Here is a 13633-nt window from a genome sequence, read left to right as displayed (position 1 = left end):
AGAATCCCCACCTAACGAACTGAGGTGGGGAGTTTTATGTTTATTTTTCTTTGCCATAAATTGTTACATAATAGCGCGATAATTGTTAACGTTGCTCCAGCGATTTCAATTTTATCGACTGTATAACCTCGAAAGATAGAACCGATCAGTGCAAGAATAGGAACTAAATTCATAAATAATATGCCGTTAATAGATGAAATATAGCGATTTCCCATATTCCAGCAAAATACAGCGATAACTCCTGCGATAATCGACATATAAAAGAGCTCAAAACGAACGCTCACAACTTTACGCAGTGACGGCATAGTAACTATATTTGTGTACGTTAAGAAAGTAACAATAACGATGAGTGAAATGGAGCCAAATAAACAAGTTAATGTCGTGTACCTAAGTGGTGAACAGGATTGAAAACGAGCACCTCCGTTTGTATAAATGACCCAGCAAGTAACGCCGCATAGCATTAATATGTTTGTCGATAAGTGGCTTGCAGCTCCAAATAATAAGTGAATATTTCCTTTTGAAATGACAAGCATAACACCAAGTAATGCAACGAACATACAAAGAAATGTGTAGTTTTGTGGGCGACGATTTTTCGTTACCCATTGCAGTGATAAGGCGATCAGTGGCATAAGAGACTGAATCATAGCTGCATGAATTGCTCCGGAAGGTCCAGCAAGTTGTTGTCCGTAGAAAACGAGAAAACCATATCCTGCGAAACCGACTGTCCCGTAAAAGAACAGAGAAAGTGTTCTTTTTTCTAAGCGGAGTGAAGTCTTCCCTTCAGTAATTAATAGCAAAATAAGAAAAATAATAGCTGCTGATCCATAGCGAATCGTTGTGAAGAAGAACGGATCGATAAATTGCAGAGCATTTGCCATTACAGGAAACATAAATCCCCAGGCAGTGACGGCGAGTAAGCATAGAAAGGATCCGAGTAGCATTTGTTTTTTGTTCAAGAGTATCTTTCCCCTTTGCATTTCGTTATAGTAAGTTGATGAAATAAGTATAAAGAGTAATTGTTTATAGGAGGAAATATCGATTTCTTATAACGGTTATAACTTTTTGTTAGAGGTGTGTACGATGGATTTGGAGGCAGTACGATCGTTTATCGAAGTGAAGCATACGCGAAGTTTATCAAAGGCAAGTAAAATTTTACATATATCTCAACCAGCGCTTAGTAAGCAAATTCAAAAGTTAGAAGCGGATTTAGAGGTTACTTTACTTAAGCGTTCTGCGCAAGGAGTGGAGTTAACGGAGGCAGGAGAGTTATTTATAAAAAGAATGCTACCGATTTTGGAACAAATAAATGAAGTGAAAACAGAAATGAGGGGGTATCAAGAGAACCGAAAGTTTTCAATTGGTATACTACCGAGTTTAGCAGAGCATTACATATTAGAATGTAAAGATGTATTAGGTGATGAGTTCGAAGTAGAGTGGCAAATTGGACATACGGAAGTATTAAGAGATTTATTTAAAGCGCGGGAGATTGACGCGATGTTCATCGATTCCGTAGTAGAAGGTGCTACGTATATAAAAGAAGTGCAACAAGAGAAAATTGTTTGTGCCGTTTCAAATAATCATACGTATAAAGAGAAGAAAGCCATTCAAATAGAAGAGCTGCAAAATGAAAAATTAATTGTATATCCAGAAATATGCGATGTAAGGAAAATGATTATGAACATGTTTCATGAGATAGGTGTAAAGCCAACTATAGCTGTGGAAACATCTTACGCACAACCGATGCTTACAATGGTAAAAGCCGGACTTGGTATCACGTTACTTCCAGAAAGGGCAGTAGAGCAGTCTGTAAGGCAGGGAAATGTACATGTAATTTCTGTTGAACCACCACTCATGCGGAAAATTTATTTCGTATCTCATACGAAAGATTGTTTGTTATTACAATCATTTGAGGATAGGTATTGAGGTAGGCGGAATATTGAGAAAGATTACAATCGCATTGAAAGAAACATGAAATTTTAAAAAAAACTAGGTCAAAAACAAGCCATTACATGGTATGATTAGTACATTGTTAGTTGTTAAATATAGGGGAATTCCCTTTTTATACATAATGCCTTCCATTTCATAAACGGAACGGACAAAAAAAGAGATATAACTAGGAGGCTTTTTTGCATGGATTCTATCCTGACGATCGTTATCATTGTAGTAAGCTCTATTCTAGTGCTGCTCATGATAGAGCTTGTGATAAGAAATCGTTCATATAAAGATATTGAAGCACTGGAGCAGTGGAAACAAGAGATAAAAGATAAACCTGTGGCAGATGAACTAAAACGGGTAAAAGATTTAAACATGACGGGTCAAACAGAAGAACTGTTTGGTAAATGGCGTGAAGAATGGGATGAAATTGTATCAACAACCCTTCCGAAAGCGGACAAAGATTTAGCGCAAGCGCGAAAATTCGCCTCGCAATTCTCCTTCCGAAAAGCAAAGCATGCGATGAACGAATCCATAAGTGGTTTAGATGACGCTGATAATCGTATTACAGGTGTTTTAAATGAATTACAGCAATTGTTAGAAAGCCATGAGAAAAATAGCTCGGAAATTGAAGGATTACGTGATACATATCGTAGTATGAAAAAGAGTGTTCTTGCTCATAGACATATGTATGGAGCAGCAGAGCAGAAAATCGAAGAGATGCTAGACGCTGAATCTAATAAATTTAAAAGCTTTGAAGAAGCAACAGATAATGGTGACTACTTAAAAGCGAGAGAAATTGTTATTAGTTTAGAAGAAGGTTTAGCAAGTTTAGAAATCATTATTCACCAAATTCCAGATTTATTAGTAGAATGTCAAGCGACGCTACCAGTTCAACTGGAAGATTTATTACAGGGTCATAATGATATGGTAAGACAAGGTTATGTATTAGAGTATTTGGAAATCCCTAAAGAAGTTCGTGATATGACGACACAACTAAACACATGTTTAATGGATATACAGGAGCTTCATATAACAGAAGCGGCTGAAAAAGTGGAAGACTTAAAAACTCGTTTAGATGGTTTCTATGATCAACTTGAGCAAGAGGTGCATGCGAGACATTATGTGGAGCAAAAAACACTTTCTGTTTATGAAGACTTAGAAGAAATACGTATCGAAACGATTGAAACGAAAACAGAAACACAACTTGTGAAACAAAGCTATCAATTGCAAGATAAGGATATTGAATCTCAAAAAGTAATTGAAAAGCAAATGCACATTTTAACGAAACGTTTTGAAATGCTACAATTACGCGTTGCTGAACAAGATATTGCCTTCTCTATTATTCGTGAGGAACTAGAAGAGGTTTATGAGCAATGTGAAACGTTAAAAGTACTTCATGCAGAATATAAAGAGATGCTGCAAACGATGCGTAAAGAAGAATTTGAAGCGCGTGAGAAGTTACAAGAAATGCGAAATACTATTTTCGAAACGAAACGCTTTATGCAAAAGTCGAATTTGCCAGGTCTTCCAGAGAGTATTATGGAAGATTTAAAAAGAGGGCAAATGGCAATGCAAGCTGTATATGAACAATTAGAAGTGAAGCCGTTAAATATGAACGCTGTAAATAGCAGTTTAGAAGAAGCATACACAACTGTGAACGGTGTAGCTGAAATGACAGAAGAGTTAATTGGACAAGCGTATTTAGTTGAAAAATTAATTCAATACGGTAACCGTTACCGCAGTCATGATGAAAGCCTTGCAGAAAGCTTAAATTATGCGGAGAAATTATTCCGTGAATATCAATACGATGCAGCTTTAGAACAAGCAGCTTCTGTACTAGAGCAACTTGAACCTGGTGTTGTTCAAAAAATAGCTGAATATGTAGACAATGAACAAACCCTTTCATAAAAGGGTTTGTTTTTTTGTGTAATTTTGCAGACGATGTTGCTATAATGAATAGCGGAATACAGTAAGGTTATTCGTTTCAAAATAAAGTGAAACTGTAATCAGTGGGGGGATTCATCCTCCACTGATTACTAGTTGAACCAATCGGGCATTTACGGGCAGTTGATCTCCTACCTAACTTCTTTGCTCTAGTTGAACTTTGAGGTGAGAGTCTTACTGCCCGTTAATGCGGGGTAAAGTGAAACTGTAATCAGTGGGGGTATCTCACTAATTATTATTATTCACTAATCGGGATAAAACGGAACCTTTGCGTAGTCTTAGCGTAATGACACGTATTTATGATATGATTATATGATGTGATAGCGCTGAAAGGGGAAGAACGATGATCTATTTTGATAATAGTGCTACGACGAAGCCATATCCAGAAGCTCTTCAATCGTACGTGACGGTTGCTGGGAAATATTTTGGTAATCCTTCTTCTATTCATTCGCTTGGAGGAGAGGCAGAGCGTCTATTAACACAATCAAGAACGATTGCAGCGCAGCTTCTTCACGTTAAACCTTCTGAAATTATTTTCACATCAGGTGGAACGGAAGGGAACAACCTTGCGATTAAAGGGATAGCGATGAGGAATCGTTCGCGCGGCAAACATATCATTACAACAAATATTGAACACGCGTCTGTGTTTGAGGCATATAAGCAATTAGAAGAACTCGGATTTGATGTAACATATTTACCGGTTAACGAGCATGGTGTTGTATCGGTAGAGGATGTAAAACGAGCACTTCGTGAAGATACGATTCTTGTATCAATTATTCATGTGAACAACGAAACTGGAGCAATTCAGCCCGTTGCTGAAATTGGAACGTTATTATCGAATCATCCGAAAATAAGATTCCATGTAGATCATGTACAAGGGATAGGAAAAGTACCGCTTGATTTATATGCTTCTCATATTGATCTTTGCTCAATATCTGGACATAAATTCCACAGTGTAAAAGGAACGGGTCTTCTTTATATACGTGATGGCGTAAGATTAGATCCGATTTTATCAGGTGGTCAACAAGAGCTTAAGTATCGCTCTGGTACAGAGAATTTACCTGGCATTGTAGCGATGGTGAAAGCACTTCGCATGACAATGGAACAAGTGAAAGAAAAGGTAGCTCATTTGCAAGGTTTACAAGCGGAGCTTGTCAGCTTCTTTAAAGAGATGGAAGATGTGACGATTAATACATCGCTTGCATATGCAGCACCGCACATTTTAAATGTATCATTTGTTGGTTTAAAACCAGAAGTAGTCGTTCATGCTTTAGAAGAACACGGTGTATATGTGTCAACGAAATCAGCTTGTTCTTCAAAAGCAAATGAAGTAAGCAGAGTGTTAGTGTCGATGGGAGTGCCGCATGCAGCAGCTGCAAGCGCTATTCGTATTAGTTTGGCACCAGATAACACGATGGAAGAAGTAAAACAATTTGAAGGTATTGTAAAAGAGACAATGCCAAAATTATATGAAGTGATGAGGTAAAGAAATATGATGACATATGAATATATTTTAGTGCGTTACGGAGAAATGACGACAAAAGGTAAGAACCGTTCTAAATTTGTAAGCACATTAAAAGATAACGTGAAGTTCAAACTGAAAAAGTTCCCAAACATTAAAATTGATGCAACGCATGACCGTATGTACATCCAGTTAAACGGTGAAGATCATGAGGCAATCTCTGAAAGGTTGAAAGACGTATTTGGTATTCATAAGTTTAACTTAGCGATGAAAGTACCATCAGAATTAGAAGACATTAAAAAAGGTGCATTAGCAGCTTTCTTACAAGTAAAAGATGATGTGAAAACATTTAAAATTACAGTGCATCGTTCTGATAAGCGCTTCCCAATGAAGACGATGGAGTTACTTCCAGAAATCGGTGGGCACATTTTAGAAAATACAGAGGATATAACAGTAGATGTTCATAATCCAGATGTGAATGTACGTATAGAAATTCGCAGTGGTTATAGTTATATTATGTGTGGTGAGCACATGGGAGCTGGCGGTTTACCAGTTGGCGTTGGTGGAAAAGTAATGGTACTTCTTTCTGGTGGTATTGATAGCCCGGTAGCAGCGTACTTAACGATGAAACGCGGCGTATCTGTGGAAGCAGTTCACTTCCATAGCCCACCTTTCACAAGTGAGCGTGCAAAACAAAAAGTAATCGATTTAGCACAAGGGTTAACGAAATACTGTAAACGTGTAACGCTGCACCTTGTTCCGTTTACAGAAGTGCAAAAAACGATTAATAAAGAAATCCCATCTAGCTATTCAATGACGGTTATGCGCCGTATGATGATGCGTATTACAGAGCAGATTGCTGAGGAGCGTAACGCACTTGCAATTACGACTGGTGAAAGTCTTGGACAAGTAGCAAGCCAAACATTAGATAGCATGCATACGATTAACGAAGTAACAAACTACCCAGTTATTCGTCCGCTTATTACGATGGATAAATTAGAAATTATTAAAATTGCTGAAGAAATCGGCACGTATGATATTTCAATTCGTCCATACGAAGATTGCTGTACAGTATTCACACCAGCTAGCCCGGCGACGAAGCCGAAGCGTGAAAAAGCAAATCGATTTGAAGCGAAATACGATTTCACACCGTTAATCGAAGAAGCTGTAGCGAACAAAGAAACAATGGTATTACAAACGGTTGAAGTAGTGGCGGAAGAAGAAAAATTTGAAGAACTTTTCTAAAACCATAAATTACCATATCTAAAACGTGTATGAAGTCATGTTGTTTATCACACTCTATACTCACAAGGAGGTGATACAACATGTCACGTAGCACAAATAAATTAGCGGTTCCTGGTGCTGAATCAGCATTAGACCAAATGAAATACGAAATCGCTCAAGAGTTTGGTGTTCAACTTGGAGCTGATGCAACAGCTCGCGCTAACGGTTCTGTTGGTGGTGAAATCACTAAACGTCTAGTTTCACTAGCTGAGCAACAATTAGGCGGTTACCAAAAATAATCCCATATGATGGCTTAGAAAGAGCGGGTTCTCTCGCTCTTTCTTTTTGTTGTTCATATTAGTATAAATTCATTTCGACAAAAGCATAAAAAAATTGTCAAAAGAAGAGGGTTCAAAATTTACTGAAAATTCTTTATTATATAAGGGAGGCATAAAGAAAAAGGAGGATGTTTATGAAGAGAGAGGAATTGTTGGCACCACCATCTTATAATTTAGTTTCAGAAATAGAGAAATATACAGACGATAAAGAGAAGCTTGCTTTAATTTGGCAAGATGATAAAGGGAATAGACGAGAAGTTACATATTTTGAATTAATGCAAGGTGCAAATAAAATTGGAAACGCTTTTATAAAAAGTGGCTTACAAAAAGGGGACAAGCTCCTTATTATGATGCCGCGTTTAATTGAAGCGTACATGACGTATATCGCTGCGATTAAAGCAGGATTTGTCGTAATTCCAAGTTCGGAAATGTTGCGTAAAAAAGATATCGAATATCGAATTGGACATGGCGAAGTAAAAGCGATAGTAAGCTATGAGCCGTACATTGGACAGTTTGATGATATAGAAGCAATGGAATCTCTTCAAAAATTCGTCCTGAGCGAGCAGTCAGTAGACGGATGGATCAATTTAAAAACAGCATTAGAAACAGAAAGTGACATGTTAGAAATGGCGAAAACAGATAAAGAAGATATGGTCTTTTTATCTTACACGTCAGGGACGACAGGAAACCCGAAAGGTGTCGTTCATACTCACGCGTGGGCATACGCTCATTTACGTACAAGCGCCCCGAATTGGCTCGGAATTGAAGAGAATGATGTTGTATGGGCAACGGCTAGTCCAGGGTGGCAAAAGTGGATTTGGAGCCCGTTTTTAGCAACTCTCGGTTCAGGGGCAACAGGATTTGTGTACAACGGCAAGTTTGAACCGAAAACGTATTTAAATTTATTAGACGATAATAAGGTGAATGTGCTTTGTTGTACACCGACTGAGTATAGATTAATGGCAAAGGTAGAAGATTTAAGCCAGTACAATTTAGAGGCGTTACATAGCGCTGTATCCGCAGGTGAGCCGTTAAATAGAGAAGTTATTGGAACGTTCCAAAAGCACTTTGATATTACAGTAAGAGACGGCTATGGGCAAACGGAAAATACACTACTTGTTGGTGTAATGAAAGGGATGGATATTAGACCAGGATCAATGGGGAAACCAACGCCAGGTAACCACGTCGATATCGTAAATGAGGAAGGTATTCCAGTTAAAGTAGGCGAAGTTGGTGATATTGCAGTTCACATTGAAACGCCGGCACTCTTTAAACAATATTATAAAGACGATGAGCGTACAGCGATGCAATTCCGCGGTGATTATTATATTACAGGTGATAAAGCGAAGAAAGATGAAGATGGCTACTTCTGGTTTGAAGGGCGTGGTGATGATATCATTATTAGCTCTGGTTATACAATCGGGCCGTTTGAAGTAGAGGATGCGCTTGTAAAACATCCTTACGTAAGAGAATGTGCGGTTGTCGCAAGTCCTGATGAAATTCGCGGAAGTGTCGTGAAGGCATTTATCGTATTAAGAGAGAATATAGAAAAGAACGAAGAAACATTAATTCCAACACTCCAACAACACGTCAAAGAACTCACTGCACCATATAAATACCCTCGCAAAATTGAATTTGTAGATGAACTACCAAAAACGATTTCTGGAAAAATTCGCCGTATTGAACTTAGAAAACAAGAGATGGAGATTCCGTCAAAATAATTTTGAAAACAGTGAAGTAAATAGTTGAATGAAATGCAAAACAATGATAATATAAAAACGAACACAAGTTCGATTTTATAAACTTAAAAAGAGGTGTCCGTATGATTTTAGGTATTAATCCGTACTTAGTTTTAGATGGTAGTGGGCAAGAAGCTGTACAGTTTTATAAAGAGGTTTTAGATGCAAAAGTAGAAGTCATGCAAACTTTTGGTGACATGCCTGAAAATCCAGAATACCCGATTCCAGCTGAAGCGAAAGAGCGCGTTTTACACGCTACTTTAAAAGTTGGTAATACGGATCTTATGATTTCTGATACATTCCCAGGTCAAGGGCATGCAATCGGATCTCAAGTAACAATCGCAATTCAAATTAGTAATGCAGAAAAAGCAAAAGAAGTATTCGATAAGTTACAAGAAGGTGGAGAGGTTATCATGCCACTTCAAGAAACATTCTGGAGCCCAGCATACGGACAAGTAAAAGATAAATTTAATATTGAATGGCAAGTTACAACGTCTACTACTGAACAAAAGTAATTTTTAGAAAAGCACCATGTTTTGAAATGGTGCTTTTTTTTATACAATAAAATAAAGGAGATGGGATATATGAGAGAAATTTGGTATGGCGGCACCATTTACACAATGCGAGAAAAGAATGAAAAAGTAGAAGCTATTTATGTTGAAAATGGCATAATCGTTGATGCTGGGAGTAAGGAAGAATTAGAAAGTAGATATTCAAACGTTAAGTTGCAGGACCTAAAAGGAAAAACAATGATTCCGGGTCTCGTTGATAGCCATATGCATCTTATTGGGCATGGGGAGAGATTACTCCGTCTAGATTTATCAAATTGTACATCTTATGGTGAAGTGCTTACTCTTGTTCAGAAGCGAGTGGAAGAAGCACCAAAGGGATCTTGGGTTATTGGAGAAGGGTGGAATGAAAATAACTTTACAGATACGAAAGATGTTCATGCGCGTGATTTAGATGAAATTTCGAAAGAACATCCCATTTTATTAAAGCGAGTTTGTCGTCACGTTACATGGGTGAATTCATACATATTGCAAGAAGCGAACATAACAGAAGCGACGCAAAATCCAAAAGGCGGGAAAATTGGCAGGGATTCATCAAATAAGTTAACAGGACTTTTATATGAACAAGGGCAAGAATTAATTAAACACGTTCAGCCAGAAATTGATGAAGCTTATTTACAAAGAGCTCTGCAAACAGCGATTAAAGATTGTTGGCAATATGGACTTGTTGGCGGGCATACGGAAGATTTAAATTACTATGGTGGCTTTAGAAAAACGCATAATGCGTTTTCTCACGTTATAAAAGAAATGCCATTTAAAGCACATTTGCTCGTTCATCATGAAGTAGCACAAGAACGAAAAGAATATGAAAATGAACATTATATTGAATTTGGGGCAATGAAAATTTTTTCTGACGGTTCTTTTGGCGGAAGAACAGCATTATTAAGTGAACCGTATGAAGATGCGAAGGAAACGAATGGGGTTGCAATTTTCTCACGTGAAGAACTTGCAGAATTAGTGAAGAAAGCACGAGACTTACATATGCCAGTTGCGATTCATACTATCGGTGACTTATCGCTTGAATATGTCATTAATGCACTCGAATTATATCCACCAGCAAAAGGGTTACGTGACCGTATTATTCATTGTCAGCTTGCTCGTGAAGAGTTGATTGAAAGAATGAAAAACTTGTCGGCTATTATCGATATACAGCCGGTCTTTCTTTCCTCAGATTTCCCGTCAGTCATTGAAAAACTAGGCGAGCGTCGTCTTCGTTATGCATACGCTTGGAAGACGTTACTGGAAGCAGGATTACGCTGCAACGGTGGGTCTGACGCACCAATTGAACAAGTGAATCCATTTTTAGGCATATATAGCGCTGTTACACGTAGAAGTTTTATTGACGATGTATGCTATATGCCTGAGGAAAGATTAACGGTATATGAGGCTGTTTCTCTATTTACAACAGGAAGTGCCTATGCAATCGGAAAAGAAGCGAAGCGAGGGCAAATTATAAAAGGATATGAAGCAGACTTTACGATATTAGACCGTAATATTTTTGAAATTGAGGCAGAAGAAATGAAAGAAGTACAAGCAGAAATGACCGTAATAGATGGCCAAGTTGTCTATAGAAAAGGTATGTAAAAATATATGAGCGATTATTGAAATATATCGACTTACCGACAAAAATAGCAACTAATAGTTAGAGAAATAAACAACCGCAGAATTATGGAATTCCATAATTCTGCGGTTATTTTAATTCTATAAAAACGTTCTTTGTACTTTTTCCCAGAAAGAGTTGTTTTTTAATTTAACTGTTTTAATTTGTTTATCGCTTAAGCGTACAACAGCTTTTTCCACTTGTTTAATGCTAAGCGCTTCGTTATCCATGCCGATAACAGGATAATCGTTACCGTCTGGTCTTAGTTTTAAAGTTAATGTACGTTCGTGATTTAAAATGAACGGTGAACCGAGCGTACGGTAAGTGTTGTTGTTTAAAGATGCTAGTTCGCTTACTTGGAAACATGGAATAAGTGGGTCAACAACTGCACCATGCAATGATTTATTGTAAGCTGTACTTCCTGTTGGGGTAGAAACTACTAAACCGTCCCCTCTAAATGTTTCGAAGTATAAATCATCAACGTGAACATCTACAACGAATGTTTTAATAATGCTAGAACGTAATGAGAACTCATTTAAACAATAGAAAGATGTACCATGATCTACATCTACCTGAATTGTTGGATATTTGCGCACTTCAATTTCATTTTTTGTAATTTCTTGAAGGGCTGTATCAATGTGATCAATGTGAAAATCGCAGTAGAACGAAGTTTCATCTTTCGTAGAAATCCCTGCGTATAAGCAATCTTCTCTAAAACCAGTTTTACGAACGGCTTGTAAGAAGGTTGCATCATCTCCAACACTGACGATAGCGTTTGCATTTTTTGGATGATCTAATATGGTAAATCCATTCTCTTCTAAAATACGATAGATTGGTTTCATTTTTTCAACGAGCGTTGCTTTGTCATCACCATAAAAGAAAAATAAATTGCGACGATCTGCCATTATGTATCCCTCCACTGCAGTTAAATTTTCTGTTTTTCGTGCTGCATATCATTAGAGTCCGTTCCCTGATGATATGTTCAAATAATATATTTCGATATAAATTGTCAAAATACCTTTTTATTTTTAGAAAAATTTTTATATTCAATCTTATAAAACTCTGTTTAACGATGAATAAACTTGTCGATAATGGGTATGGAGTGAAAGGATGATACGTATGAAGTGGCTCGTAATTGGAATAATAATTCTTCTCCTTTTTATTTTGCTTATACTATTGTCGAAAATATCGCTTAAGGTGACATTTTTATATTCAGAAATGGAAAAGCAATGTTTATTTCAAGTGAAAATATGGATGATTCGATATACATTTGATGTGTTGGAAAGAATTGAAAAACAGCAGAAAAAGACAGGACAGAAAATCGAAAAAGCTGAAGAGGACGGCGGACTAGATAATAAAATTATGGCGCAACTTGACAGTATTGGGGAACTGATAAAAAGGCTTCAAAAAGTTCATACTATCGTTAAAGATTTTCTCAAACGAGTGAAAATCAATGGTTGGAAATGGCATACGCAAATTGGAGCAGGCGACGCAGCTAGTACTGGAATTGTCACTGGATATGCATGGGGGACAAAAGGTATGGCTGCTGGAGTTGTCGGACAATATATGCATATTGTCGATGTACCAGAATTTGAAATTACTCCTGTTTTTCAAGGGAAGGGATTTGCATCAAGATGCGAGTTAACAGCATCTTTTCGTATATTCCGCACTATAAAAACAGCGATGAAATTGCTCATATTTATGAGGCAGCAAAAATCTGGTATGACAGAAAAATCTGTTCAAGCATAGGGGGGATATAGAATGGACCATCCAATTCAAGGTTTAATGACAACAGCAATGCAGCATTTAAAACAAATGACTGATGTAAATACAATTGTTGGTGACCCAATTAAAGCGGCAGATGGAAGTGTAATTCTTACTGTTTCGAAAGTAAGTTTCGGATTTGCTGCTGGTGGAAGTGAATTTGGTAGAGTAGAACATTCAGGCCGTCATCCATTTGGCGGGGGAAGTGGTGGAGGAGTTTCTATTAATCCTGTTGCCTTTCTTGTTATAAACGGAGATGGTGTGAAAGTATTGCACTTAGATAAACAAACACACGTCATCGATAAAATAATTGAATTAGCGCCACAAGCTGTTGATAAAGTGAAAGAAATGATGGATAAACGAAAAGAAGATGATCCTGAATTTCAAATTTAACGAATAAAGAAGCTAATCAATAGGTTAGCTTCTTTTATTTTTTTGTAAATAAAGCGATTTTATTTGCATTATCGATAGGGACAAACTATCATTTACATTGTACATATTTTGTTTAAATAAGGGAGGATTTTCAAGTGGCAAACGTAACTTTTAAAGGTAATCCAATGACTTTAGTTGGAACAGAAGTTAAAGTTGGCGATCAAGCGCCAAACTTCCAAGTATTAGCAAACGACTTATCTCCAGTAAGTTTAGAAACATACAAAGGCGAAGTAAAATTAATTAGTGTTGTACCTTCAATCGACACAGGTGTGTGTGATGCACAAACACGTCGTTTTAACCAAGATGCAGCAGGTATTGAAAACGCGAGAGTATTAACAATTAGCGCTGATTTACCATTCGCTCAAAAACGCTGGTGTGCAGCAAACGGTTTAGAAAATGTTGTAACACTTTCTGACCACCGTGACCTTTCATTCGGTGAAGCTTACGGCTTAGTAATGAAAGAACTCCGTTTACTTGCTCGTGCAGTATTCGTAGTAGATAGCAATGACAAAGTAGTTTACGTAGAATACGTAGGCGAAGGTACAAGCCATCCAAACTATGAAGCAGCATTAGAAGCAGCTAAATCTGCAAAGTAATGTGAAGGAAATGACCTCTTATAAAGAGGT

13 protein-coding genes are annotated in these 13633 nt (G+C 37.4%); 11 read left to right on the top strand and 2 right to left on the bottom strand.

Annotated features, from left to right (window positions below):
- Nucleotides 1–11: 11 nt before the first annotated feature.
- Nucleotides 12–956, bottom strand: a complete 945-nt coding sequence (locus ACYFX0_RS11015) for a DMT family transporter (protein WP_063675840.1) — start codon at nucleotides 954–956, stop codon at nucleotides 12–14.
- A 124-nt stretch (nucleotides 957–1080) separates the two neighbouring features.
- On the opposite strand from ACYFX0_RS11015, the gene ACYFX0_RS11010 reads away from it, so the two are divergent.
- The 8 genes from ACYFX0_RS11010 (at nucleotide 1081) to ACYFX0_RS10975 (ending at nucleotide 10795) form a co-directional block, all read left to right on the top strand.
- Nucleotides 1081–1923 (top strand): LysR family transcriptional regulator, encoded by an 843-nt coding sequence (locus tag ACYFX0_RS11010; protein ID WP_017763654.1) that lies wholly within the window; start codon nucleotides 1081–1083, stop codon nucleotides 1921–1923.
- 207 nt (nucleotides 1924–2130) lie between these two features.
- Entirely contained in the window at nucleotides 2131–3843 is a 1713-nt protein-coding gene (gene ezrA, locus ACYFX0_RS11005; RefSeq protein ID WP_000377317.1) for a septation ring formation regulator EzrA, read from the top strand.
- A gap of 379 nt (nucleotides 3844–4222) precedes the next feature.
- Nucleotides 4223–5365 (top strand): cysteine desulfurase family protein, encoded by a 1143-nt coding sequence (locus ACYFX0_RS11000; RefSeq protein ID WP_000638974.1) that lies wholly within the window; start codon nucleotides 4223–4225, stop codon nucleotides 5363–5365.
- 6 nt (nucleotides 5366–5371) lie between these two features.
- Nucleotides 5372–6586, top strand: coding sequence for a tRNA uracil 4-sulfurtransferase ThiI (gene thiI / locus ACYFX0_RS10995; protein ID WP_000989272.1), 1215 nt, complete (start codon nucleotides 5372–5374; stop codon nucleotides 6584–6586).
- An 80-nt stretch (nucleotides 6587–6666) separates the two neighbouring features.
- Complete coding sequence (locus ACYFX0_RS10990) at nucleotides 6667–6864, top strand: alpha/beta-type small acid-soluble spore protein (protein WP_000091640.1); 198 nt, start codon at nucleotides 6667–6669, stop codon at nucleotides 6862–6864.
- A gap of 173 nt (nucleotides 6865–7037) precedes the next feature.
- The gene (gene mbcS, locus ACYFX0_RS10985; protein WP_000817728.1) at nucleotides 7038–8624 is read left to right on the top strand and encodes an acyl-CoA synthetase MbcS; all 1587 of its coding nucleotides are present in this window, start codon (nucleotides 7038–7040) and stop codon (nucleotides 8622–8624) included.
- 101 nt (nucleotides 8625–8725) lie between these two features.
- Nucleotides 8726–9157, top strand: coding sequence for a VOC family protein (locus ACYFX0_RS10980; RefSeq protein WP_000600368.1), 432 nt, complete (start codon nucleotides 8726–8728; stop codon nucleotides 9155–9157).
- A gap of 69 nt (nucleotides 9158–9226) precedes the next feature.
- Nucleotides 9227–10795 carry an amidohydrolase gene (locus tag ACYFX0_RS10975; RefSeq protein WP_001207088.1) on the top strand — a complete coding sequence of 523 codons (1569 nt, stop codon included), beginning with the start codon at nucleotides 9227–9229 and terminating at the stop codon, nucleotides 10793–10795.
- Nucleotides 10796–10912: 117 nt separating this feature from the next.
- Here ACYFX0_RS10975 and ACYFX0_RS10970 read toward each other — a convergent pair whose 3' ends face one another.
- Entirely contained in the window at nucleotides 10913–11716 is an 804-nt protein-coding gene (locus ACYFX0_RS10970; protein WP_000785183.1) for an NAD kinase, read from the bottom strand.
- Between the two features lie 205 nt (nucleotides 11717–11921).
- Between ACYFX0_RS10970 and ACYFX0_RS10965 the strand changes: the two genes are divergently transcribed.
- The 3 genes from ACYFX0_RS10965 to tpx all read left to right on the top strand — a co-directional run bounded on the left by ACYFX0_RS10965 (nucleotide 11922) and on the right by tpx (nucleotide 13603).
- Nucleotides 11922–12560, top strand: coding sequence for a DUF2953 domain-containing protein (locus tag ACYFX0_RS10965; RefSeq protein ID WP_000620652.1), 639 nt, complete (start codon nucleotides 11922–11924; stop codon nucleotides 12558–12560).
- A gap of 12 nt (nucleotides 12561–12572) precedes the next feature.
- A complete protein-coding gene (ytfJ, locus tag ACYFX0_RS10960; RefSeq protein ID WP_000350007.1) occupies nucleotides 12573–12968 on the top strand; it encodes a GerW family sporulation protein in 396 nt (131 codons plus the stop codon).
- Nucleotides 12969–13102: 134 nt separating this feature from the next.
- Nucleotides 13103–13603, top strand: a complete 501-nt coding sequence (gene tpx / locus ACYFX0_RS10955) for a thiol peroxidase (protein ID WP_000024531.1) — start codon at nucleotides 13103–13105, stop codon at nucleotides 13601–13603.
- The last annotated feature ends 30 nt before the right edge of the window (nucleotides 13604–13633 follow it).

This window comes from Bacillus sp. NEAU-Y102 (assembly GCF_054788175.1).
The sequence above is the reverse complement of the archived record's forward strand: the minus strand, read 5'-3'. Positions and strand labels throughout refer to the sequence as shown.

Excerpts from the sequence above, each read along its gene's own strand:
- ACYFX0_RS11010 (WP_017763654.1), top strand. The coding sequence starts at position 1,081 with ATGGATTTGGAGGCAGTACGATCGTTTATCGAAGTGAAGCATACGCGA.
- ezrA (WP_000377317.1), top strand. The coding sequence starts at position 2,131 with ATGGATTCTATCCTGACGATCGTTATCATTGTAGTAAGCTCTATTCTA.
- ACYFX0_RS11000 (WP_000638974.1), top strand. The coding sequence starts at position 4,223 with ATGATCTATTTTGATAATAGTGCTACGACGAAGCCATATCCAGAAGCT.
- thiI (WP_000989272.1), top strand. The coding sequence starts at position 5,372 with ATGATGACATATGAATATATTTTAGTGCGTTACGGAGAAATGACGACA.
- ACYFX0_RS10990 (WP_000091640.1), top strand. The coding sequence starts at position 6,667 with ATGTCACGTAGCACAAATAAATTAGCGGTTCCTGGTGCTGAATCAGCA.
- mbcS (WP_000817728.1), top strand. The coding sequence starts at position 7,038 with ATGAAGAGAGAGGAATTGTTGGCACCACCATCTTATAATTTAGTTTCA.
- ACYFX0_RS10980 (WP_000600368.1), top strand. The coding sequence starts at position 8,726 with ATGATTTTAGGTATTAATCCGTACTTAGTTTTAGATGGTAGTGGGCAA.
- ACYFX0_RS10975 (WP_001207088.1), top strand. The coding sequence starts at position 9,227 with ATGAGAGAAATTTGGTATGGCGGCACCATTTACACAATGCGAGAAAAG.
- ACYFX0_RS10970 (WP_000785183.1), bottom strand. The coding sequence starts at position 11,716 with ATGGCAGATCGTCGCAATTTATTTTTCTTTTATGGTGATGACAAAGCA.
- ACYFX0_RS10965 (WP_000620652.1), top strand. The coding sequence starts at position 11,922 with ATGATACGTATGAAGTGGCTCGTAATTGGAATAATAATTCTTCTCCTT.
- ytfJ (WP_000350007.1), top strand. The coding sequence starts at position 12,573 with ATGGACCATCCAATTCAAGGTTTAATGACAACAGCAATGCAGCATTTA.